General features: G+C 70.5%; 26 protein-coding genes. 16 read left to right on the top strand and 10 right to left on the bottom strand.

Going from position 1 to position 22,203, the window contains the following annotated elements; all coding sequences use genetic code 11:
- Positions 1–51: 51 nt before the first annotated feature.
- The 5 genes from ACZ6X9_RS21030 to ACZ6X9_RS21010 form a co-directional block, all read right to left on the bottom strand.
- Positions 52–636: a phage tail tube protein gene (locus ACZ6X9_RS21030; protein WP_469779488.1), complete on the bottom strand. Its 585-nt coding sequence runs from the start codon at positions 634–636 to the stop codon at positions 52–54.
- A gap of 113 nt (positions 637–749) precedes the next feature.
- Positions 750–1,154, bottom strand: a complete 405-nt coding sequence (locus ACZ6X9_RS21025; RefSeq protein ID WP_469779487.1) for a hypothetical protein — start codon at positions 1,152–1,154, stop codon at positions 750–752.
- Between the two features lie 224 nt (positions 1,155–1,378).
- Positions 1,379–1,999, bottom strand: a complete 621-nt coding sequence (locus ACZ6X9_RS21020; RefSeq protein WP_469779486.1) for a methyltransferase domain-containing protein — start codon at positions 1,997–1,999, stop codon at positions 1,379–1,381.
- Complete coding sequence (locus ACZ6X9_RS21015; protein ID WP_469779485.1) at positions 1,996–2,271, bottom strand: DUF6255 family natural product biosynthesis protein; 276 nt, start codon at positions 2,269–2,271, stop codon at positions 1,996–1,998. The genes ACZ6X9_RS21020 and ACZ6X9_RS21015 overlap by 4 nt, the downstream gene beginning before the upstream one ends.
- A complete protein-coding gene (locus tag ACZ6X9_RS21010) occupies positions 2,268–2,462 on the bottom strand; it encodes a hypothetical protein (RefSeq protein WP_469779484.1) in 195 nt (64 codons plus the stop codon). Before ACZ6X9_RS21010 ends, ACZ6X9_RS21015 begins: the two co-directional genes overlap by 4 nt.
- Positions 2,463–2,648: 186 nt before the next feature.
- On the opposite strand from ACZ6X9_RS21010, the gene ACZ6X9_RS21005 reads away from it, so the two are divergent.
- Entirely contained in the window at positions 2,649–3,428 is a 780-nt protein-coding gene (locus ACZ6X9_RS21005; RefSeq protein ID WP_469779637.1) for a helix-turn-helix domain-containing protein, read from the top strand.
- On the top strand, positions 3,412–3,603 hold the full coding sequence (locus tag ACZ6X9_RS21000) for a DUF397 domain-containing protein (RefSeq protein ID WP_469779483.1): 192 nt from the start codon (positions 3,412–3,414) through the stop codon (positions 3,601–3,603). Before ACZ6X9_RS21005 ends, ACZ6X9_RS21000 begins: the two co-directional genes overlap by 17 nt.
- On the opposite strand, the gene ACZ6X9_RS20995 is transcribed toward ACZ6X9_RS21000, so the two are convergent.
- On the bottom strand, positions 3,593–4,276 hold the full coding sequence (locus ACZ6X9_RS20995) for a hypothetical protein (protein WP_469779482.1): 684 nt from the start codon (positions 4,274–4,276) through the stop codon (positions 3,593–3,595). The genes ACZ6X9_RS21000 and ACZ6X9_RS20995 overlap by 11 nt on opposite strands.
- A 263-nt stretch (positions 4,277–4,539) precedes the next feature.
- Between ACZ6X9_RS20995 and ACZ6X9_RS20990 the strand changes: the two genes are divergently transcribed.
- Positions 4,540–4,800, top strand: a complete 261-nt coding sequence (locus ACZ6X9_RS20990; RefSeq protein WP_469779481.1) for a hypothetical protein — start codon at positions 4,540–4,542, stop codon at positions 4,798–4,800.
- 204 nt (positions 4,801–5,004) lie between these two features.
- Here the strand turns inward: ACZ6X9_RS20990 and ACZ6X9_RS20985 are convergent, their stop codons facing one another.
- Together ACZ6X9_RS20985 and ACZ6X9_RS20980 are read right to left on the bottom strand one after the other, a co-directional pair.
- Entirely contained in the window at positions 5,005–5,229 is a 225-nt protein-coding gene (locus ACZ6X9_RS20985) for a hypothetical protein (protein WP_469779480.1), read from the bottom strand.
- Complete coding sequence (locus tag ACZ6X9_RS20980) at positions 5,229–5,840, bottom strand: hypothetical protein (protein WP_469779479.1); 612 nt, start codon at positions 5,838–5,840, stop codon at positions 5,229–5,231. The genes ACZ6X9_RS20985 and ACZ6X9_RS20980 overlap by 1 nt, the downstream gene beginning before the upstream one ends.
- Before the next feature lie 331 nt (positions 5,841–6,171).
- On the opposite strand from ACZ6X9_RS20980, the gene ACZ6X9_RS20975 reads away from it, so the two are divergent.
- The 5 genes from ACZ6X9_RS20975 (at position 6,172) to tuf (ending at position 11,665) form a co-directional block, all read left to right on the top strand.
- Positions 6,172–6,639, top strand: coding sequence for a helix-turn-helix domain-containing protein (locus ACZ6X9_RS20975; RefSeq protein WP_469779478.1), 468 nt, complete (start codon positions 6,172–6,174; stop codon positions 6,637–6,639).
- A 630-nt stretch (positions 6,640–7,269) separates the two neighbouring features.
- Positions 7,270–7,641, top strand: a complete 372-nt coding sequence (rpsL, locus tag ACZ6X9_RS20970) for a 30S ribosomal protein S12 (protein WP_003948652.1) — start codon at positions 7,270–7,272, stop codon at positions 7,639–7,641.
- A 2-nt stretch (positions 7,642–7,643) separates the two neighbouring features.
- Positions 7,644–8,114, top strand: coding sequence for a 30S ribosomal protein S7 (gene rpsG, locus ACZ6X9_RS20965; RefSeq protein ID WP_004950419.1), 471 nt, complete (start codon positions 7,644–7,646; stop codon positions 8,112–8,114).
- A gap of 39 nt (positions 8,115–8,153) precedes the next feature.
- Positions 8,154–10,274, top strand: coding sequence for an elongation factor G (gene fusA, locus ACZ6X9_RS20960; protein ID WP_436783959.1), 2,121 nt, complete (start codon positions 8,154–8,156; stop codon positions 10,272–10,274).
- A 197-nt stretch (positions 10,275–10,471) separates the two neighbouring features.
- The gene (gene tuf / locus ACZ6X9_RS20955; protein ID WP_469779477.1) at positions 10,472–11,665 is read left to right on the top strand and encodes an elongation factor Tu; all 1,194 of its coding nucleotides are present in this window, start codon (positions 10,472–10,474) and stop codon (positions 11,663–11,665) included.
- Between the two features lie 92 nt (positions 11,666–11,757).
- Here the strand turns inward: tuf and ACZ6X9_RS20950 are convergent, their stop codons facing one another.
- Both ACZ6X9_RS20950 and ACZ6X9_RS20945 read right to left on the bottom strand, forming a co-directional pair.
- Positions 11,758–14,757: a helix-turn-helix transcriptional regulator gene (locus ACZ6X9_RS20950; RefSeq protein WP_469779476.1), complete on the bottom strand. Its 3,000-nt coding sequence runs from the start codon at positions 14,755–14,757 to the stop codon at positions 11,758–11,760.
- A gap of 337 nt (positions 14,758–15,094) precedes the next feature.
- On the bottom strand, positions 15,095–17,185 hold the full coding sequence (locus ACZ6X9_RS20945) for a PIG-L family deacetylase (RefSeq protein ID WP_469779475.1): 2,091 nt from the start codon (positions 17,183–17,185) through the stop codon (positions 15,095–15,097).
- A 697-nt stretch (positions 17,186–17,882) separates the two neighbouring features.
- Between ACZ6X9_RS20945 and rpsJ the strand changes: the two genes are divergently transcribed.
- The 8 genes from rpsJ to rpsC are packed head-to-tail and all read left to right on the top strand — an operon-like array spanning position 17,883 to position 22,201.
- On the top strand, positions 17,883–18,191 hold the full coding sequence (gene rpsJ / locus ACZ6X9_RS20940; protein ID WP_003948644.1) for a 30S ribosomal protein S10: 309 nt from the start codon (positions 17,883–17,885) through the stop codon (positions 18,189–18,191).
- 13 nt (positions 18,192–18,204) lie between these two features.
- Positions 18,205–18,849, top strand: a complete 645-nt coding sequence (gene rplC / locus ACZ6X9_RS20935) for a 50S ribosomal protein L3 (RefSeq protein WP_185943962.1) — start codon at positions 18,205–18,207, stop codon at positions 18,847–18,849.
- 8 nt (positions 18,850–18,857) lie between these two features.
- Positions 18,858–19,502, top strand: coding sequence for a 50S ribosomal protein L4 (rplD, locus tag ACZ6X9_RS20930; RefSeq protein WP_469779474.1), 645 nt, complete (start codon positions 18,858–18,860; stop codon positions 19,500–19,502).
- A complete protein-coding gene (gene rplW / locus ACZ6X9_RS20925; protein ID WP_058046827.1) occupies positions 19,502–19,825 on the top strand; it encodes a 50S ribosomal protein L23 in 324 nt (107 codons plus the stop codon). The genes rplD and rplW overlap by 1 nt, the downstream gene beginning before the upstream one ends.
- A gap of 39 nt (positions 19,826–19,864) precedes the next feature.
- Positions 19,865–20,701: a 50S ribosomal protein L2 gene (gene rplB, locus ACZ6X9_RS20920; protein WP_004950440.1), complete on the top strand. Its 837-nt coding sequence runs from the start codon at positions 19,865–19,867 to the stop codon at positions 20,699–20,701.
- A gap of 13 nt (positions 20,702–20,714) precedes the next feature.
- Positions 20,715–20,996, top strand: coding sequence for a 30S ribosomal protein S19 (gene rpsS / locus ACZ6X9_RS20915; protein ID WP_004950443.1), 282 nt, complete (start codon positions 20,715–20,717; stop codon positions 20,994–20,996).
- A gap of 42 nt (positions 20,997–21,038) precedes the next feature.
- On the top strand, positions 21,039–21,386 hold the full coding sequence (gene rplV, locus ACZ6X9_RS20910; RefSeq protein WP_004950444.1) for a 50S ribosomal protein L22: 348 nt from the start codon (positions 21,039–21,041) through the stop codon (positions 21,384–21,386).
- Positions 21,386–22,201 (top strand): 30S ribosomal protein S3, encoded by an 816-nt coding sequence (rpsC, locus tag ACZ6X9_RS20905; protein ID WP_469779473.1) that lies wholly within the window; start codon positions 21,386–21,388, stop codon positions 22,199–22,201. The genes rplV and rpsC overlap by 1 nt, the downstream gene beginning before the upstream one ends.
- Positions 22,202–22,203 lie beyond the last annotated feature (2 nt).

Below are 22,203 nucleotides of genomic sequence, written 5' to 3'. Positions count from 1 at the left end.
CGGTGGCCGGCGGCGCCCGCGTTCAAGCCGGGGCCCCGGAGGGGCCGCGGGTCACTTCGCCGGGGCCGCCGCGTACGCCTTGTCCTTCATCAGCCAGGTCGCTAGCGGCGCCCCCGGCTTCGTGGACAGCGCCGTGAAGGTCACGCCGAGCTTCACCGCACCCTTGCGGTTGAGGTCGAAGTCGTCGCTGGTGGTCACCAGGCCGCGCGGCACGACGAACCGGTAGCGGATCTCGCTGCCGTCGGTGAACTCCAGGGCCAGGGCGCGCTCGTCCTCGCCCTGGTCGCCGTCCACGTCGTACTTGTAGACGCCGGAGTTCGGGGCGGTCTCGCCGACCGCGCCGCCGCCGAAGAAGAACGGCAGGGTGTCCTCGTTGAGCTGGAGCATGCCGAACTTCAGGGTCAGCTCGCGCTCGGTGTAGATGGTGCGCGCCGGGGTCAGCGACTGCCAGGTGTCGATGTTGGCGGTCTTGCCCTTGCGGCCGAACTTCACGCCGTCCGTGCTGGTGTAGCCCAGGTCGTGCCAGGCCGGGCCCCAGTCGGTGGCGATGTCGGCCGGCGCGTCCGTGCCGACCTTGGCGATGAGGACGCGGCCGGTGCCGGCGACGCGGATCTCGCTCGGGTTCATACCGGGCATGGGTTTCTCCTTGAGTGTGGAGTGAGAGGTGAGGGTGTGAGAAAGGGAAAGCCCCGCCGGGACCGGCGGGGCTTCGTGAGAGGAAACGTCGTGCGAGGGGGAACGGCCGGGCTTCAGGCGGGGCGGAGTGAGAGCCACACCGTCGTGCGGTAGCGGTTCGCGCCCGGCCGGTTGTAGTCCGGGAACCAGCGGACCGCCTCCGTCTCGACGACGTCGGTCACCACCGCCGTCCCGTACGCCGTCCCGCGCAACTGCAGCAGCGCGGTGCGGACCAGCAGGGACAGCGTGTGCGCCGCCGTCTTGTCCGGGCCGTACACCTCCAACTCCACCAGTGGCTGGTCGAGATGGAGGTCGTCCACCCAGGCGCCGCCGGTCCGTGAGACCAGCACCGCCTTCTGTGTGCCGTCGAACGGGGTCGGCGGCCGGTTGTCCACGGCCACCCCGGCCAGCTCCGAACGGAGCCTGAGGTGGTCGATGATGAGGCGTTCCACGTCGGGGAACGAGATCGGGGCTTCCATTACATGGGTGCTCCTTTCGGCGCGGGCGCGTCGAGCGGACGGACGGCACCGTCGTGCGCGTGCCGTGCGGAGGGAGGAAGGGTGGCCGCATCACCGGTTCGCCGGCCGCCCGCCCAACGCGAAGCGGCGGATGCCGTGGCCCGGGGTCCGGGCACAGCTCCGCCGCTGCATCTATTGTGAACCACTTCGCGCGAACGCGCAACAACAACTTTCGCGCTCGCGCGTTACGGGCTCCGCTCCGGCTCCCGGACGACGTTCCCCGGCTCGTCCAGCCACACCCGCCCGCCCGTGCGGTCCACCGTGAGGCCGAAGCGTTCCGGTCCCGGCCGGCCCCGCGCCGCCCACCAGCGGTACGCCGCCTCCGCCTCGTCCCAGAGGCGGCGCGGACCGCCCTGCCAGACGAGCGTCGTCAGGTCCGGCTCGGACCGGAAGAGGACGCAGGCCCAGGACGGGTCCCCGTCGCCGAGTCCCTGGAGCCAGACCGCCCTGCCGTAGCGCCGTCTGGTGTCGGCCTGTTGGCGCACGTCGTGCAGTCTGATGCCCAGGGCGAACGTCGCGGCGTCGAACTCCGCTTCCCCGAGGCGGGTCGAGGAGACGTCCCCGAGCGTGGTCACGTCGATGAGCGGGGGTGGATCCGCGGCCGGGGGTGGCTGTGCGCGAGGTGGTCCCTGGTGCCGCGCCGACGGCGTGAAGCGGCCCTCCGCCCTCTCGCCGTCGGCCGACACGACCAGCGTGACGAGTGCCTCCTGCGCGCTGAACGGCGTCCGCCAGGGCGCGACGAGTATCGCGCCGGGTCGGACGGTCGTCACATCCGCGTACGTGACGCTCCTGATGACGGCGTTCACGCGGCCACCGCCACCCGGCGGCGGAGGAGGCGGCCGCGCTCCTCCAGGAACCGCGTGCCCAGCACCGCGATCGCCGTCGCCGCCGCGACCGCGCGCTCGGTACCGGTCTTCACCGGCTCCTCCGGCAGCCGCAGCGGCCCGTACGCGCCGTACCGCTCCACGCCGCACGCGACGCACCGGCGGATCCCGCCCGCGCCGGCCGCCCAGCCCTCGCCGTGCGCGCAGTTCCGGACGAGCCGGCCCGTCGTCGCCCGCACGGTGCCCGCGCTCATCGCGGCCCCCGCGCCAGGCCCGCGGCCGCCCGCTCGTCCCGCGTCGCCAGTCGCAGCGCCTCCACCGGCGCCTCCCACTCCCGGCCGCCGCCCGGCGGTCTGACGTAGACGCTGCCGCCCGCCTGCGCCATGACCTGTGCGAGCTTCGCGCTCCGCGTGTCCACCACGTAGGTGCCTTCGCGGTACGTCATGGGGGGTTCCCTTCGAGTCGTGCGATTCCGATGCGGCTCCCAGCGTGGGGCGCCGCCGCTAGCCTCGGGAAGGGGCTCGATCCGCACAACGACGTTGTACGCAAGGGGAGTTAACCTACGGCCAAGGCCGGTGGCGAGGCGCGGCACTGCCAGCCGAAGTTCGGCTGGCGCTTCTTCGGCAGGGAGCTGAAGCGCCGGCGCGAGGCCGCGAAGCTGTCACAGGACGAACTGGGCGCGAAGGTCATCTGCTCCGGCTCGTACATCGGCCAGTTCGAGAAGGCGATTCGCAAGCCCCAACTGGAGATCGCTGTGCGGCTCGACGCGGTGCTGGGGACCGACGGGTTGTTCACGCGGATGTGTGAAGAGCTCATCGACGCCCCGTCGAACGCCTTCTGCTTCGCGGAGGTGGCCTACCTCCAAGAGCGGGCCACCGGCATCAGGGAGTACGCCCCGATTTTCGTGCCGGGCCTTTTGCAGACGGCCGCCTATGCGCGCGCCGTCTTCCTGGGGGGACGCCCTTTCGCGAGCGAGGAGGACATCGAGTCCCGGGTGACGAGCCGCTTGGCGCGGGCGCACATCCTTCGCGGCCCGACAAAGCCCTTGTTGTGGGCTCTCCTCGACGAGAGCGTCATCCGTCGCAAGGTCGGGAGCGCTGCCGCTATGCATGAGCAGCTCACGCACCTCACCGCATTGGCGCGCCAGCGCCAGGTCGGGCTGCAGGTGTTGCCGTTCGATGCGGGAAGTCCCTTGCTGGACGGTGCGCTCACGCTCATGGCGTTCGAGGACGCGCCGCCGGTGGCGTACAGCGAAGGGCACCTGAGTGGAAACCTCCTGGACGATCCCTCCGCGGTCGAGGAGTGCGAGCGCTCCTACGATTTCGCTACAGCCGTCGCGTTGTCACCAGCCGCGTCCTTGTCGCTGATCACGTCGGTCGCAGAGGAGTACGCACATGAGTGCTGCGCCTGAACCGGGAACCATGGCGTGGCGGAAGAGTCGCCACAAAGCGGCGGACGGCAAGGTTGGAGGCAGCAACAACTGCCTGGTAGTCGTCGGCACCGCCGCCGACAACGGTCTTGTTGTCCCCGGCCTTCTCATGCCCGCCCCGGCCTGGACCGCCTTCCTCAGCGATCTCAAAAGCTGAGCGGTCGCGACAGCGCGTCGCGGACCTCCGCCGCGCCCGTCTCCACCTCGCGGTACCAGTCGGTGACGTCGTCCTCGTCGTCGTTGATTTCGACGCGGCCGGCGTCCAGCTCGCGCAGCCGGTCCGTGAGGGCGTTGAGGCGGGCCTCCAGTGCGAACCGCCCGGGGAACGAGCTCCTAGCCCAGAGGAGGTCGTTGCGTGCCGCCGTCACCGCCGCGTGGGCGCGGGCGCGGACCGGCGGGAGGGCGACCCGGAGTTCGTGGAGCTTCGTCCGGACCTCCGTCAGGGCGGCGAGCGTCTCCTCGAGCCGGCTCGCGGGATCCTCGGTCTGTTCGGCCCAGGACTCGAAGTAGTGGACGGCGAGGTCGATGTGGTCCGGGTCGGAGACCTCGTGGTTCGCCCACTCGTCACATGTCCGCGTGTAGTCGGCGAACAACTGCCGGCAGCTCTCCAGCGTGCCCGCGACCTCGGCGAGCGCCTCCCGCGTCGAGCTGGTGGGCATGCCGTCACCGTGGCCACAGATCGCCAGGAGCGCACGGTGGAGGCCGTCGATGCGCTCGGCCGTCTCGGCCATGCGCCGGTGCGCGTCCGCTGCCGCCTCCATCGCGACGGCGAGCCGCCGCTCCGCGTCCGCCAGCCGTCGTTTCCGCCCCCACACGTCCGGTCTCCCCACCCTCGTCGGTCCTCCGTCACGCGACCGCCGCTCCCCCGACCGGCGCGCCTGTGACGGCACCGTCGCAGACCGTTGGCCGGTCGGGACGGTCTGTCAGTCTCTCGGGTTAGGTTATGGGGAATCGCACGCCCGTTTGACGGCCCGTCGCGGCAGCGGCGGGATCGGGCGGAGGGCGTGTATCGGGGGGCCGAGCCAATAACGAGACGGACAGCACCTGGGGGTGGCATGAGCGAGCGGTTCGTGATGCGTGGGGGAATCATCCGGTGAGCGCGCACAGCGACCGTCTCGCCGATGTCGTGGCGGCGACCGTCGAGGTGGCGGCCGAGTCCGGGCACGCGGGTTCGTTCACCGACGAGGTGGCGCAGGCGCTCACCGCGGTCGTGGGCAAGGTCGCCGCCCGGGTCGCGGACGACGCGGAGCTGAGCGGATTCGTCAGCGGGTGGCAGGAGGCGGTGCAGACGATGGAAGCGGAGGACGGGGCCGCTCCGGCCCGGGTGTTCCGCATCCATCAGGCCGAGGACTGAGGGTTCCGCCGGGGCCGGGGAGTGAGGGCCGCCGTCCGCATCGGCGTTCGGCACACGCGCGGCGCCCGGCACATGCGCGGCGCCCGGCACATGCGCGGCGCCCGGCACATGCGCGGCGCCCGGCACATACGCGGCGCCCGGCACACGCGCGGAAGCGCCCTGCCCGTCGGGGCAGGGCGCTTCCGTGGCGCGTCGCGTCCGGCGTCAGACCGGCGGGCGGAGCGTGTGGGCCCGGCGGGTGGCCCGTTCGGCGGCGAAGACGTCCTCCAGGCGGAAGAGGTTGGCGCGGCCCTGCCGGCCCGCCGGCGTCAGGTGGCCGAGCTGGACCCACTTCCGTACCGCGTCCTGGCTCACCCCCGCTTCGCGCGCCGCCATGGCGGTGGTGATGAGCGTGGCGGCGGCCGGGAGCGCCGGGATGTGCTTGAGCATCAGGCGTTCTCCCCGGTCTCGTCCGCCCCGTCGGCCGCCGCGAGCTGCCACTCCGCCCGCGTCCACTGGTGCCGGTGGGAGGCGTCCGTGCGGCAGGCGCACGCCGGGTCGGCGCACCGGCAGCCCGGGTTGACGCACAGGACGGCCTCGCGCTGGGGGAAGACGCGGAGGGACACCGAACCGCAGTGCCGGCAGCGGCCCTCGACCCGGACCGGCGGGTCCGCCTCGCCCAGCGCGACCGAGCAACGGCCGGCCATCCGGCGTGCCTCGCTCCGGATGTGCTCGTCGAGGAGGGGGTCGGCGGCGGCCCGGTCCAGCAGGCCGGTGATCCGGACCAGCCGCTGGTCCACCGTGCCCCGCGGCGGGCGAGGCAGCCGCAGCCGTTCACAGACCGCTTCCTCCAGCTCGATCACGCCGTCGGTGATGTCGCGGATGGTGTCGGAGACGAAGAGGCGGACGACCGTGCCGGGAGCCGAGCGCGTACGGCGGCCGGTGGGGGAGAGAGCGGTACCGCGACTCGGGGCGAGCTCCTTGCTCAGCTCGGGGAACTGGCGTCGGAGGACGCCCAGCCATACAGCGGCGCTGCGGGGGCGGCTGGGGCTGTCGGTCATGACTGCTCCTGCGGGTGCGGGTGCGGGTGCGGGTGCGGGGTGCGGAGGGGGAAGCGGGGAAGGGGAAACGGGGAAGTGGGGAAGTGGGGAAGCGCGAGATGTGGAGGAAATGTGAGGGACGGAAGAGCAAGGCGAGTCCCCAGGGGCTGTAGCGCACCCCTGAGGTGTTCCGCGTACCGCCACCGTAGCGACCGTGCGTGCGAGCGCGCAACACACATCTTCTTCGCGCTGCCTGCGCATGTTGTTCGCCAAAGTTTGAGACGTCTTACGCACCCTGTCCTTGCGTGCGCGAACGACCGGTAGGGTCGGAAGCGCGGAGGGAGTGTGTGGAATGGCCAACAGGGGTACAGAGATCGAACGGTTCGCGTCCTGGGTCGAGGACCTGATGCGGGAACGCGGTTACGACATCGACAGCCCACGTGGCGGCGGCCGTACGCGGCTGGCCGAGGACGCCGGAGTGCACCGCGCCGCGGTCACCCGGCTGTTGCAGCGGCAGAGCATGCCGGACCTGGAGACGATGCGCGGCCTGGCCCGGGTGCTCGGTGTCGGACTGCGCGACATGCTGATCCGGTCCGGCCGGGCCTCCGAGTCGGAGCTGCCGCTACCGGGCTCCGGGCCGGAGGAGCCGACGGCCGGCGGGCGAGGGCGGGTGACGCCCGAGGAGGCAGCCGCGCTGCTCGGCATCCCCGGCAGTCACCGGCGGCAGTTCGTGGAGATGACGGAGATGATCCTCACGGTCAGCGGAGCGGCCGAGGGCGATCAGCGGCGGCGCGGCACCGGGGCGTCCGGGCGTGGCTGACCGGGACGCTTCCGGCTGAGACGCGTCCGGCCGGGACGCGTCCGGCCGATGCGCGGTCGGCCGGGATCCCGGGCGACCGGGATGGCGGGCCGCCGGGGGTGTCGCCGGTCACCTCGGCCGCCGCGGCCGGTCGCCGCCCCCTCGGGTCGTCTCGGGTCGCCTCTGGTCGTCTCGGGCCGTTTCGGGCCGCCCCCGTGCCGCTCTCGACTGCCTGCCGACCACCCGCCGACCGCCTGTCGATCGTCTGCCGATCGCCTGTCAGTCGCGCCGCGACCGCCCGCCGAGCACCCCCCACCCGCCGGTCGTGGTGGACCGGGACATCGTTCATACTGGACATACGCCGCACATCGGTACGTCCTCCGCGTGTGCATTTGTTTTGACCGCAGCCCATGCGGTAGGTACGCTCTGACCTTGTGCCTGGGGTGTCCCTGGGCTCTTGTGCGTGCCTTCGAACCGCACAAGAGGCCGGGTCCGGACGGTCCTCCGTGGTCCCGGACGGTTCAAAGACATCGAAATCTGCGCCGAACCGCCATCGGCGGGGGTATGCAGCCTCGACACACCCGACCGCGTGGGTCGGGGGTAGTCCCAGGTTAGTTTTATCGTGATCGGCACACAGAAACCGGAGAAACGGTGCCTACGATCCAGCAGCTGGTCCGAAAGGGCCGGCAGGACAAGGTCGAGAAGAACAAGACGCCCGCACTCGAGGGTTCGCCCCAGCGTCGTGGCGTCTGCACGCGTGTTTTCACGACCACCCCGAAGAAGCCGAACTCGGCCCTGCGTAAGGTCGCGCGTGTGCGTCTGACCAGCGGCATCGAGGTCACCGCTTACATTCCGGGTGAGGGCCACAACCTGCAGGAGCACTCCATCGTGCTCGTGCGCGGCGGCCGTGTGAAGGACCTGCCGGGCGTTCGCTACAAGATCATCCGTGGCTCGCTCGACACCCAGGGCGTCAAGAACCGCAAGCAGGCTCGCAGCCGCTACGGCGCCAAGAAGGAGAAGTAAGAATGCCTCGTAAGGGCCCCGCCCCGAAGCGCCCGGTCATCATCGACCCGGTCTACGGTTCTCCTCTTGTCACGTCCCTGATCAACAAGATCCTGCTGCACGGCAAGCGCTCCACCGCCGAGCGCATTGTGTACGGCGCCATGGAGGGTCTCCGCGAGAAGACCGGCAACGACCCGGTCATCACGCTGAAGCGCGCGCTTGAGAACGTCAAGCCCGCCCTCGAGGTCAAGTCCCGCCGTGTCGGTGGCGCGACCTACCAGGTTCCGGTCGAGGTCCGTCCGGGCCGCGCCTCCACCCTGGCGCTGCGCTGGCTGGTCGGTTACTCCCGCGCCCGTCGCGAGAAGACCATGACCGAGCGCCTCATGAACGAGCTGCTGGACGCTTCGAACGGTCTCGGCGCCTCGGTCAAGAAGCGTGAGGACACGCACAAGATGGCCGAGTCCAACAAGGCCTTCGCGCACTACCGCTGGTAGTCGCTACCCCCATCGAGAACCGAGAGAAGACTGAGCCATATGGCCACCACTTCGCTTGACCTGGCCAAGGTCCGCAACATCGGGATCATGGCCCACATCGACGCGGGCAAGACGACCACCACCGAGCGGATCCTGTTCTACACCGGTGTCTCGTACAAGATCGGTGAGGTCCACGACGGCGCTGCCACGATGGACTGGATGGAGCAGGAGCAGGAGCGCGGCATCACCATCACGTCCGCCGCGACGACCTGCCACTGGCCGCTCGAGAACGTCGATCACACGATCAACATCATCGACACCCCGGGCCACGTCGACTTCACCGTCGAGGTGGAGCGCTCGCTGCGCGTGCTCGACGGTGCCGTGACGGTGTTCGACGGCGTGGCCGGTGTCGAGCCGCAGTCCGAGACGGTGTGGCGTCAGGCCGACCGTTACGGCGTGCCGCGCATCTGCTTCGTCAACAAGCTCGACCGGACCGGTGCCGAGTTCCACCGCTGCGTCGACATGATCGTGGACCGCCTCGGCGCGACCCCGATCGTCATGCAGCTCCCGATCGGTGCCGAGGCCGACTTCAAGGGCGTCATCGACCTGGTCCGCATGAAGGCCCTGGTCTGGTCCGCGGAAGCCGCCAAGGGCGAGATGTACGACGTCGTCGACATCCCGGACACCCACGTGGAGGCCGCCGACGAGTGGCGCGGCAAGCTCCTCGAGGCCGTCGCCGAGAACGACGAAGAGATGATGGAGCTGTTCCTGGAGGGCACCGAGCCCACCGAAGAGCAGCTTTACGCGGCCATCCGCCGCATCACCATCAACTCCGGCAAGGGTGGCAGCACCACCGTCACCCCGGTGTTCTGCGGTACCGCGTTCAAGAACAAGGGCGTTCAGCCCCTGCTCGACGCCGTCGTCCGCTACCTGCCGTCGCCGCTCGACATCGAGGCGATCGAGGGCCACGCGGTCAACGACCCCGACGAGGTCGTCAAGCGCAAGCCTTCCGACGACGAGCCGTTCTCCGGTCTTGCCTTCAAGATCATGAGCGACCCGCACCTCGGCAAGCTCACCTTCGTCCGGGTTTACTCGGGCCGCATGGAGGCCGGCACTCAGGTGCAGAACTCCGTGAAGGGCAAGAAGGAGCGCATCGGCAAGATCTACCGGATGCACGCGAACAAGCGTGAGGAGATCGACTCGGTGGGTGCCGGCGACATCGTCGCCGTCATGGGTCTGAAGCAGACCACCACCGGCGAGACCCTCTGCGACGCCGCGAAGCCGGTCATCCTCGAGTCCATGGACTTCCCGGCTCCGGTGATCCAGGTCGCCATCGAGCCGAAGTCCAAGGGCGACCAGGAGAAGCTGGGTGTCGCCATCCAGCGCCTGGCCGAGGAGGACCCGTCCTTCCAGGTCCACACGGACGAGGAGACGGGCCAGACCATCATCGCGGGTATGGGCGAGCTGCACCTCGACGTGCTGGTCGACCGTATGAAGCGTGAGTTCAAGGTCGAGGCCAACGTCGGCAAGCCGCAGGTCGCGTACCGCGAGACGATCCGCAAGGCCGTCGAGCGCATCGACTACACCCACAAGAAGCAGACCGGTGGTTCCGGTCAGTTCGCGAAGGTCCAGATCGCGATCGAGCCTCTTGAGGGTGACGGCTACGAGTTCGAGAACAAGGTCACCGGTGGCCGCATCCCGCGGGAGTACATCCCGTCGGTGGACGCGGGCTGCCAGGAGGCCATGGAGTTCGGCGTGCTGGCCGGCTACCCGCTGACCGGCGTCAAGGTGACGCTGCTCGACGGTGCCTACCACGATGTCGACTCCTCCGAGCTCGCCTTCAAGATCGCCGGTTCCATGGCGTTCAAGGAGGGTGCCCGCAAGGCGTCGCCGGCTCTGCTCGAGCCGATGATGTCGGTCGAGGTCACCACCCCCGAGGACTACATGGGTGACGTGATCGGTGACATCAACTCCCGCCGTGGCCAGATCCAGGCCATGGAGGACCGTCACGGCGCCAAGCTCGTCAAGGGCCTGGTTCCGCTGTCGGAGATGTTCGGCTACGTCGGAGACCTCCGCAGCAAGACGTCGGGTCGCGCAAGCTACTCGATGCAGTTCGACTCCTACGCCGAGGTTCCCCGGAACGTCGCCGAGGAGATCATCGCGAAGGCCAAGGGCGAGTAACCGGCTCCCGTCTCCACAGACGGGGCTGACGCCTTAGGCTTGACACCGAACGTCGGGGCATACCGCCGCGAATCGTGAGGAACCCGGTCCTACCGGTACCTCTCGGCGCGCGGCGGGTGCCCCGCCGGACGGCACCCCAGCAAAGATCCCTGGCGCCGTAACGTAAGGCGTACAGAACCACTCCCAGGAGGACCCCAGTGGCGAAGGCGAAGTTCGAGCGGACTAAGCCGCACGTCAACATCGGCACCATCGGTCACGTCGACCACGGTAAGACCACTCTTACCGCGGCGATCACCAAGGTGCTGCACGACGCGCACCCGGAGCTGAACCCCTTCACGCCGTTCGACCAGATCGACAAGGCGCCTGAGGAGCGGCAGCGCGGTATCACCATCTCCATCGCGCACGTCGAGTACCAGACCGAGTCGCGTCACTACGCCCACGTCGACTGCCCGGGTCACGCGGACTACATCAAGAACATGATCACCGGTGCCGCCCAGATGGACGGCGCGATCCTCGTGGTCGCCGCGACCGACGGTCCGATGCCGCAGACCAAGGAGCACGTGCTCCTGGCCCGCCAGTCCGGCGTTCCGTACATCGTCGTCGCCCTGAACAAGGCCGACATGGTGGACGACGAGGAGATCCTGGAGCTCGTCGAGCTCGAGGTCCGTGAGCTCCTCAACGAGTACGAGTTCCCGGGCGACGACGCTCCGGTCGTCAAGGTCTCGGCGCTGAAGGCGCTCGAGGGCGACGCCGAGTGGGGCCAGTCGGTCATGAACCTCATGAACGCCGTCGACGAGCACATCCCGCAGCCCGAGCGTGACGTCGACAAGCCGTTCCTGATGCCGATCGAGGACGTCTTCACGATCACCGGTCGTGGCACCGTCGTCACCGGTCGTATCGAGCGCGGTGTCCTGAAGGTCAACGAGACCGTCGACATCATCGGCATCAAGACCGAGAAGACCACCACCACGGTCACCGGTATCGAGATGTTCCGCAAGCTGCTCGACGAGGGCCAGGCCGGTGAGAACGTCGGTCTGCTCCTCCGTGGCATCAAGCGCGAGGACGTCGAGCGCGGCCAGTGCATCATCAAGCCGGGTTCGGTCACCCCGCACACCGAGTTCGAGGCCACGGCCTACATCCTGTCGAAGGACGAGGGTGGCCGTCACACCCCGTTTTTCAACAACTACCGTCCGCAGTTCTACTTCCGTACGACTGACGTGACCGGTGTTGTGACCCTCAAGGAGGGCACGGAGATGGTCATGCCCGGCGACAACGCCGAGATGTCCGTCTCCCTGATCCAGCCCGTCGCGATGGAGGAGGGCCTGCGCTTCACCATCCGTGAGGGCGGCCGCACCGTCGGCGCCGGCCAGGTCACCAAGATCGTCAAGTAAGTCCTCTTACTTGCAGGTCTGAGACCTTTCGGGTCTGAGCGGGCCCGCACATCTTCGGATGTGCGGGCCCGCTTTTTTGTGCCCGGAGGCCTTCAGGTCCCCGCGGTCAGGCGGGTGCGCAGGTCGCGGCGGTGCTTGATGCGGTACTTGCGGTAGACGCGGGTGAGGTGCTGCTCGACCGTGCTCACCGCGATGGACAGCTCGGCCGCCACCTCCCGGTTGGACAGGCCCCGGGCCGCGAGCGTGGCCACGCGCCGCTCGGCTCCGGTGAGGACGACACGGTCGCCCGGGGCCGGGGCCGGGGGCGGAGGCGGCGCCGGGGGTTCCTCTATGCCGCAGGCGAGGGCGGCCTCGCGGGCCTGGTCCAGCAGGGGGCGCGCCGTGGCCTCGTCGCCCAGGTCCCGGTGGGCGCGGCCCAGCTCCGCGAGCACGCGGGCCGTGCCGTAGCGGTCGCCGCAGGTCCGGTACAGCTCCAGGGCGCGAGCCAGCGTCGCCGGGCGGTGCTCCGGCGGCCCGGCGACGGCCAGGACGCGCAGCGCGCCGGCGCGGGCCCGGGGGCGGCGGTGGACGGGGTCGGCGTGGCGGTCGTCCAGCAGCCGGACGGCCCGTTCGGGGCGGCCCAGGGCCAGCCAGGCCTCGGCGGCACCGGCCCGCCAGGGTGCCAGGGCGGGAGTGTCCAGGCCCCAGCCGCGCAGCGTCTCGCCACAGGAGACGAAGCAGGCCAGCGCCTCGCGCGGGCGGCCCAGGGCGAGCTGGTTCAGCCCCCGGGCGTACTGGTGGGGGACGGTGAAGACCGTCCGGTGCGTCGGGTCGGGGAGCGGCCGCTCCAGGACCGACGTGGCCGTGTCGTGGTCCCCGAGGGCGGTGTACGTCTCGGCGAGGACGGCCAGCGGGAAGGCGAGCGCCGTCCCCCAGCCCGGCTCGGGCATCAGCTCCAGAGCCCGGACGCCGTGCTCGCGGGCGGCGGCCAGCTCGCCCCTGCGCAGCAGGACGAACGCCCTGGTCTGGTGCAGCAAGGCGGCCCGGACGGGGGTCAGGGCGCTCGGGCGGCCGGCGAGGAAGCGGGCGCTCCAGGCGTCCGCGGGGTCGAGACGGTCGACGAACGTCAGCGCCTGGACGGCGACGACCACGGCGTCCGGCCGGTGCTCGAAGACGCCGGGGGAGCGCAGGACGCGTTCCGCGGCGGCGGCCACGGCGTCGGGGGTGCCGCCGGTCAGGGCGGTGCGCAGAGTCCGGGCCGCGATCACTTCCGGGGGGTGGGGGCGTGCCCCGGGCGCGGGGGCGGGGTGATCGCCGGACCTCGGGGTGGGGTGGTTCGCGGTGGTCGGAGTGAAGGCGGGGGCCGATATGAGGGCGGGGCCGGGGGCCGGGTCGGTTTCGGGGGTCGGGTCCGGGTACGGGGCGGATCCGTGGTCGGCTTCGGGGGTCGGGTCCGGGGCCGGGGCGGTCTCGGGGCCGAGGTGGAGGACCGCGGGCAGCCAGGGGAGGGCGCCCGGGTAGGTGACGGCCAGCCGCAGTCGGGTCACGGCCAGTTCGGTGGCGTACCGCGGGTCGTCGTCCTCCGCCGGCAGGACCTCCGCGGCCGTGATCGCCTCGTCCTCGCGGCCGTGCCAGAGCAGGGCCTGGATCAGGTGGAGGGTCGCGCGGGGCGGCAGCAGGCCGGTGCGGGCGTGTCCGACGAGCGCCCGGAGCTGGGCGACGACCCCCTGCGGATCGAGCCGCCAGGCGACCCCCACCACGGCCAGCCGGTCCGCGAGGCCCTGCGGCGAGTCGTCCGCGCGGAGCACGGCACAGCGCAGGTGGCGGGCGGCCAGGTCGGCGTCGCCGGCCGCCAGGTGTTCCTCCGCCGCCGCGCGCAACAGCGGCGCCTCCCAGCTCTCGCCGAGCGGGGCACCGGCCAGCAGTTGGGCGGCGACCGCGACGGCCGGGGCGCCCTGGGCGTGCAGCGCACGGGCGGCACGGGCGCGCAGGGCGGTGTGGGCGGCCGGGGAGAGGTCGGCGAGCAGGGCCTCGTCGACGGCGGGGTGGCGGGGGCGGCCGGAGCCGGCGTCGTAGAGGGCCGACGCGGTGAGGGCCTCCAGAGCGGGGCGGACGGCGCGGGGGGTGAGGGCCGCGGTGCCGGCGAGGAGGGTGGTGGTCTCGGGGGTGCCAGTGGTGGGGCCGGCGGCGGGGGTGTCGGTGACGGGGGCGTCGGTGACGGCAGGCGTGGTCGTGTGGTGAGTGCTGGTAGTGCTTGTGGTTCGTGTGGTGATTGCGGCGTCTGTGGTGCCTGCGGTGGCTTGCGGGCCGAGGATCGCCATGGCCCGGGCCACGGCCAGCGCGTCGGCACCGCTGCGGTGGGCGCAGGCCAGGACGGCGGCCCGGTACGCCGGGCCGGGGGCCGGGAGCGCGGATCCGGCGGCGGGGGCCGCGGCCGTGTCGTCCAGCAGGGCGTGGAGGAGGAGCGGGTTGCCGCCCGTCAGGCGGTGGAGGTGCGCGGTGAGGCGGACTGCCGCCGGTTCGCCCAGGCGGTGGGCGGCGATCCGGGCCACGGCGCGCGGACCGAGTGGTGCGAGGTGCAGGTGGCGCGTTCGAGGCTGGTACTGGAGTTCGCCCAGCAGGGTGCGGTGCGCCGTGCCGTGCGGCGCCTCGGTGACGACGAGGGCGGCGCGGGCCGTGCGCAGCCTTCGGACGAGGTAGAGGAGGCACTGCTGGGACGCGTGATCCGTGTAGTGGAGGTCGTCCACACAGAGGAGGAGGGGCTGCTCGGCCGTCAGGTCCAGGGCCGCTTGGTGGACACGGCGGAGGAGGGGCGGGGGGACGGGGAGTGGAGGGTCGTCCGCTCCTGGCGGGCTCAACTCCGATGTGAGCAGGTCGAGTTCCGGGAGGAGCTGGTCCATCAGCGCGTAGGGGAAGGGCTGTTCGGCGGGGCTGCCGAGGGCCGTGCGGACCGCGAAGCCGTGTTCGGCCGCCCGGACGCGGAGAGCGTGCAGCAGCTCCGTCTTGCCGAGGGCCGTGGCGCCGTGGACGACCGCGAAGGCGCCGGTGCCGCGGGCGCTTTCCGCCAGGGCCGCGGAGAGGGTGGCCAGTTCGGCTTCGCGGTCGACGAGCATTGGGTGCGCCCTTCCCCCGGGTGAGGCGGCCTCCGGTACGGCGGGGCAGCACGATAGCAAGGTGGGTGGGGGTGTGCCCCTGTCCCGCCCTTTCGCCGTTTCCTGCGGTGGGGTGCCCCCGCGTCCCCCCTCACCGCGCCGCGCGCGGTGTAGTCCGCCCCTGTCCCTCCCTTTCGCCGTTTCTCGCAGGGGCTGCGCCCCCGCACCCCCCGAGCGCACCTGCGGTGCGCGTCCTCAAGCGCCGGACGGGCTGGAGGGGGGCGGGGGTGGGTGGGGTGCGCGCTTCACACGCTGCCCTCAAGCGCCGGACGGGCTGGAGGGGGCCGGGGCGGGCGGGCTAGCCCGTTTCCGGGCGCCAGATCCAGGGGCTCGCGTCCGGGGAGAGGCCCACCACGCACAGGCGGTGGGCGCCGTCCGTGTGGAGGGCCGGGGTGGCCACGGGGATCGGCTGGTGGTCGGCGACGGTGGGGCGGGTGTCGTCGGAGGCGGCGTCGATGACCTGGGCGCGGCCTTCGAGGTCCTTGCCGAGGACCATCAGGGCGTCCCGGTGGCCGCGCAGCGGCAGGGCGTGGGCGGCGAGCGGGCCGTAGCCGGTGAGATCGCGGACCGCGGAGTCCTTGAGCTCCTCCGTGCCCGCGCCGCCGGTGAGGCGGTACGCCTGGGGGCGGCCCTGGGCCGGTTGCCGGTAGACGATCACGAGCTTGCCGTCGTCGCCCGGGTGGGCGGCCACCGGGTCGCCCGCGGGCTTGGGCAGGTCGTCCAGGGGCAGGAAGCGCATCGGCTTGCCGGGGCCGTCCTGGCTCCAGTGGTGGACGGTGTCGCGGCCGACGCCGAGGACGTGGATGCGGCGCTCCCCGTCCAGCGCGACGGTCAGGCCTTCCTGGATGTCCTGGCCGCCGAGGTTGCGCCACTTGCCCCACTTGCCGTTGCGCTCGCGCACCCGGGTGGAGACGCCCTTGCCGGCGTTGCGGACGAACAGGTGGACCCGTCCGTCGGCGTCGGTGACCGCCGCCGGGATGCCGACCCGGCGGCCCCGGTCGGAGTCGTGCTCGGGGTTGCCGAGGCCGGCCCAGCCGGTGAAGGGGCCGTCGGGGGTGCGCTGGCCCAGGACGACGATCTCGCGGGTGTCGGCGCGGCCCTCGCCCTCCAGGGCGGAGAACCGGAGCGCGAAGACCAGGCGGCGGCCCTCGGCGTCCTTGACGGTGGACAGGGCGGGGGCCAGGGGGCCGCCGCCGAGGTTCTGCGGCGCCCCCCAGCGGCCGCTGCCCGCCGACGTCTCGCGCCAGCGCACGGCGTGCAGGCCGAGGACGCCGTACGCCTCCAGGCGGCCGGAGCGGTCGCTGTCCACGGCGGGTGTGGCGCCCGGGTGGCGGTAGTGGGTGGAGCGGATCCAGCCCTTGCGGTTCTTCAGGGGGCGGTCGCCGCCCTGGCCGTAGTCGCCGCAGCCGCCGTCGTTGTGGCACTGCCAGTCCGGGGCGCCGCCGTACGCCTCCACCAGCTCGTGCTTCTGGGCCACGATCTCGTGGGGGAGGTTGTGCGGCCAGCGCTGGTTGTAGTAGCCGCGGTAGGAGGTCGTGAGGAAGCGGGGCGGGTGCTTGTCGCGGCGCGTCGCGTCCGCGGACCACTGGGAGAGCGCCTTCCAGGTGAAGAGGGCGGTGGGGGTGTGGTCGCGGTGGTCCGAGCACGCGCCGTAGTCGTTGTCCTTGGGGTGCGTGGCGTCGTGGACCTGGTAGTCGGGGTCCGGGTCCATGGTGTGGACAACGGTCGGCCGGAAACGGTCCATGATCGTTGCGAGGGCGTCCACCAGTGTGCTGTGCCGGTAGGTGCTCACCTCGGTACAGGGCGAGCCCTTGGCCACCAGGGACTGCGCGACCGCCCCGGGCTCGTCCCACAACTGCGGCATCCGGATGTTGCGGTCGGAGAGCATGGCGATGTTGAGGAAGATCAGCCGGGCCCGCCGGTCCCCGGCCACGAGCTCGTCGATCTCGGCCCGCACTCCGCCGGGCAGCCGCAGGACGGACTTCTGCCAGGGGGCGAACGGGTGCTTGCCGAGCATGCGGGCGTACGCCTGGCGGAGGCCCTGGTGACGGGCGGAGGAGTAGGCCGCCTTGTCGTGGTGCTCCCGCTCCTTGCGCGGCATGCCCTCCACCCAGTTCTGTCCTATGGCCTCGCCGGCCGTCACGTAGACGGAGACCACCGGCACCCCGGCGTGCACCATGTGCAGGGCGTCCGGGTTCATGAAGAACAGGTCGTCGTCCGGGTGGGCGAGCACCTGGAGCAGCAGGGGGCCGCGCGGGTCGCCGAAGGACTGGGTGGTGCGGGGGTCCACGGCGCGGACGGGGGAGACGGAGGGGGCGGACTTCTCTGAACCGCTGTCGCTGCATCCCGTCGCCACGGCGGCCGTGACGGCCGCGATCCCGGCGAGCACAGACCGACGCCCGACCGGACGGGCGTTCGAGAACGGAACGGTTCTGCGCTGTGAGATGTTCAACTACCTGACTCCGCTTCGTTGTCCAGCGCCCCCCAGCGTGAAAAGGGACGGGGAAGTGGCCCGGCGGGTTGCCCAACTTGCTACAAAGCCTGATTTCCCCTTCACGAAAGCCGTCGGTTTTCGGTCACTGTGGCGTGCACGACACCTTTGCGCCATCACGCCATGAGGGTCGATGGTCGTTCTGCCCCGAATGCCCGCGTTCGGGCGGCAGGGCGGTTTGACATCTGCGCCGGTCGGGGTACCTTCTTCGGCTGCGATTGGCGCGGCTTCCGTCCCGTATGGCACACTGTTCAGGTTGCTCGGTTGAGTATCGATGCTGCGCGCCTCCCGCCGGGAGGACTGGAAGCGAGTCCCGCAGTACTCGTCGCCCCTTATGAGGGGCGGAAGTACGGGAATCTTCCGGGAAGTGTCAGCGGGGTGCCAGCCAGGCACTCGGTGGGTGTCCTTCCCCCACGAACCCCTTGAGCAGGGATCTCCCTTTGGGAGATCTGCTGGAAGGGGCGCGACACGCCCGACCGCGTGGGTCGGAGGTGGAGCGGGGAGGGGCCGTGTCTTCCCGCGGGCTTGCGCCGCAGGTGATCGCACAGCTCGCCGAGTCCCAGAGCGTTACGAGAGACAGGACTACGAAGTAGCCATGGCGGGACAGAAGATCCGCATCCGGCTCAAGGCCTACGACCACGAGGTCATCGACTCCTCGGCGAAGAAGATCGTCGAGACGGTGACCCGCACTGGTGCGTCGGTCGCGGGCCCGGTGCCGCTGCCCACTGAGAAGAACGTGTACTGCGTCATCAAGTCGCCGCACAAGTACAAGGACTCGCGCGAGCACTTCGAGATGCGCACGCACAAGCGCCTCATCGACATCCTCGACCCCACGCCGAAGACGGTTGACTCGCTCATGCGCCTCGACCTGCCGGCGGGCGTCGACATCGAGATCAAGCTCTGAGGTGACGCGCGAGATGGCTAAGCAGATCAAGGGCGTCCTGGGCGAGAAGCTCGGCATGACGCAGGTCTGGGACGAGAACAACCGTGTCGTCCCGGTCACCGTTGTCAAGGCCGGTCCCTGCGTTGTCACGCAGGTCCGCACCAACGACGCCGACGGCTACGAGTCGGTCCAGATCGCCTTCGGCGAGATCGACCCGCGCAAGGTGAACAAGCCCCTCAAGGGCCACTTCGCCAAGGCCGACGTGACCCCCCGCCGCCACATGGTGGAGATCCGCACCTCCGACGCCGCCGAGTACACGCTCGGCCAGGAGATCACCGCGGACGTGTTCGAGGCCGGCGTCAAGGTCGACGTCACGGGCAAGAGCAAGGGCAAGGGCTTCGCCGGTGTCATGAAGCGCCACAACTTCCGTGGCCTCGGCGCCGGGCACGGCACCCAGCGCAAGCACCGCTCCCCCGGTTCGATCGGTGGCTGCGCCACCCCGGGCCGTGTGTTCAAGGGCCTCCGCATGGCGGGCCGCATGGGCAACGAGCGGGTCACCACCCAGAACCTGACCGTCCACGCCGTTGACGCGGAGAAGGGCCTGCTCCTCATCAAGGGCGCGGTTCCTGGTCCGAACGGCGGCCTCGTCCTGGTCCGTACCGCGGCCAAGGGGGCCTGAGGTAACCGATGAGCACCATTGACATCCTTTCGCCGGCAGGCGACAAGGCCGGGACCGTCGAGCTCCCCACGGAGATCTTCGACGCGAAGGTCAGCGTTCCGCTGATCCACCAGGTCGTCGTCGCGCAGCTGGCCGCTGCCCGCCAGGGCACGCACAAGACCAAGACTCGTGGCGAGGTCCGCGGCGGTGGCAAGAAGCCGTACCGCCAGAAGGGCACCGGTCGCGCCCGTCAGGGTTCGACCCGCGCGCCGCAGTTCGCCGGTGGTGGCGTCGTGCACGGTCCCGTGCCGCGTGACTACTCGCAGCGGACCCCGAAGAAGATGAAGGTCGCCGCTCTGCGTGGCGCCCTCTCCGACCGGGCACGCCACAGCCGTATCCACGTCGTCTCCGGCGTGGTCGACGGCGCGGTGTCCACCAAGGCCGCCAAGAGCCTGTTCGGCAAGATCTCCGAGCGCAAGAACGTGCTCCTGGTCGCCGAGCGCTCCGACGAGGCCGCGTGGCTCTCCGCGCGCAACCTGCCCCAGGTGCACATCCTGGAGCCGGGCCAGCTCAACACGTATGACGTGCTCGTCTCCGACGACGTGGTCTTCACCCAGGCCGCTTTCGAGTCCTTCGTGTCTGGCCCCAAGGCCGCTGAAGGGAGCGAAGCCTGATGACTGAGGCCGTCGTCACCAGCAAGACGTTCTCGGACCCGCGCGACCTCCTGGTCAAGCCGGTCGTCTCCGAGAAGAGCTACGCGCTGCTGGACGAGAACAAGTACACGTTCATCGTCGACCCGCGCGCCAACAAGACCCAGATCAAGCAGGCCGTCGAGGCGGTCTTCTCGGTCAAGGTCACCGGGGTCAACACGATCAACCGTCAGGGTAAGCGCAAGCGCACCAAGACCGGTTTCGGCAAGCGCGCCAACACCAAGCGCGCCATCGTGACCCTCGCCGAGGGCGACCGTATCGACATCTTCGGCGGCCCGGTCTCCTAACGGAGTCCGAGTCGTCCGGAATCGGACGAGGACTGAGAAATGGGTATCCGCAAGTACAAGCCGACGACCCCGGGCCGTCGTGGCTCCAGCGTCGCCGACTTTGTCGAGATCACGCGGTCCACGCCGGAGAAGTCGCTGGTCCGCCCGCTGCACAGCAAGGGCGGCCGTAACAACGCCGGTCGTGTGACCGTCCGCCACCAGGGCGGTGGCCACAAGCGCGCCTACCGCGTGATCGACTTCCGTCGTCACGACAAGGACGGCGTGCCGGCCAAGGTCGCTCACATCGAGTACGACCCCAACCGCACCGCGCGCATCGCGCTGCTCCACTACGTGGACGGCGAGAAGCGCTACATCATCGCGCCGCGTGGCCTCGGCCAGGGTGACCGCATTGAGAATGGCCCCGGGGCCGACATCAAGCCGGGCAACAACCTGCCGCTGCGCAACATCCCGGTCGGTACGACCATCCACGCCATCGAGCTGCGTCCCGGTGGCGGCGCGAAGATCGCCCGCTCCGCCGGTTCCTCCGTGCAGCTCCTGGCGAAGGAGGGCACGATGGCCCACCTTCGTATGCCGTCCGGTGAGATCCGCCTGGTCGACGTGCGCTGCCGCGCCACCGTCGGCGAGGTCGGCAACGCCGAGCAGTCGAACATCAACTGGGGCAAGGCCGGCCGCATGCGCTGGAAGGGCGTCCGCCCGACCGTCCGCGGTGTCGCGATGAACCCGGTCGACCACCCGCACGGTGGTGGTGAGGGCAAGACCTCCGGTGGTCGCCACCCGGTCTCCCCGTGGGGTCAGAAGGAGGGTCGTACTCGTTCTCCCAAGAAGGCGAGCAACAAGTACATCGTCCGCCGCCGCAAGACGAACAAGAAGCGCTAGGGAGCGGGTTTAGATGCCGCGTAGTCTCAAGAAGGGACCCTTCGTCGACGGACACCTCATCAAGAAGGTGGACGCCCAGAACGAAGCCGGTACCAAGAACGTCATCAAGACCTGGTCCCGTCGCTCCATGATCGTGCCGGCCATGCTCGGCCACACGCTCGCGGTGCACAACGGCAAGACGCACGTCCCGGTGTTCGTCACCGAGTCGATGGTCGGCCACAAGCTCGGCGAGTTCTCGCCGACCCGCACCTTCCGCGGCCACGTCAAGGACGACCGCAAGTCGAAGCGCCGCTAAGGCGGGGTGTGAACGACTATGACTGACACCGAAGGGACAACCATGGAAGCCAGGGCCCAGGCGCGGTACATCCGCGTCACGCCCATGAAGGCCCGCCGCGTGGTGGACCTCATCCGTGGCATGGACGCCACGGAGGCTCAGGCGGTCCTGCGTTTCGCCCCGCAGGCCGCGAGCGTGCCGGTCGGCAAGGTGCTGGACAGCGCCATTGCCAACGCCGCGCACAACTACGACCACTCTGACGTCGACAGCCTCTACATCTCCGAGGCCTACGTCGACGAGGGCCCGACCCTGAAGCGGTTCCGTCCGCGCGCCCAGGGCCGCGCCTACCGGATCCGCAAGCGGACCAGCCACATCACCGTGGTCGTCAGCAGCAAGGAAGGAACCCGGTAATGGGCCAGAAGGTTAACCCGCACGGGTTCCGCCTCGGCATCACCACGGACTTCAAGTCCCGCTGGTACGCCGACAAGCTGTACAAGGACTACGTCAAGGAAGACGTCGCCATTCGTCGCATGATGACGAAGGGCATGGAGCGCGCCGGTATCTCGAAGGTCGAGATCGAGCGCACCCGCGACCGCGTCCGCGTCGACATCCACACCGCTCGTCCGGGCATCGTCATCGGCCGCCGCGGCGCCGAGGCCGACCGCATCCGCGGCGAGCTGGAGAAGCTGACCGGCAAGCAGGTCCAGCTCAACATCCTCGAGGTCAAGAACCCCGAGGTGGACGCTCAGCTCGTGGCCCAGGCCGTCGCCGAGCAGCTCTCCTCCCGCGTCTCCTTCCGTCGCGCCATGCGCAAGAGCATGCAGTCGACGATGAAGGCCGGCGCCAAGGGCATCAAGATCCAGTGCGGTGGCCGTCTCGGCGGCGCCGAGATGTCCCGCTCGGAGTTCTACCGCGAGGGCCGTGTGCCCCTGCACACGCTCCGCGCGAACGTCGACTACGGCTTCTTCGAGGCCAAGACCACCTTCGGCCGCATCGGCGTGAAGGTCTGGATCTACAAGGGCGACGTCAAGAACATCGCCGAGGTCCGCGCCGAGAACGCCGCCGCCCGTGCGGGCAACCGCCCGTCGCGTGGCGCCGGCGACCGCCCGGCCCGTGGCCGTGGCGGCGAGCGTGGCGGCCGCGGCCGCAAGCCGCAGCAGGCTGCCGAGGCCCCCAAGGCCGAGGCCACCGCTGCTCCGGCTGAGTCCACCGGAACGGAGGCCTGACC

The sequence above is a fragment of the Streptomyces sp. NPDC052910 genome, from assembly GCF_055585605.1.
The sequence above is the reverse complement of the archived record's forward strand: the minus strand, read 5'-3'. Positions and strand labels throughout refer to the sequence as shown.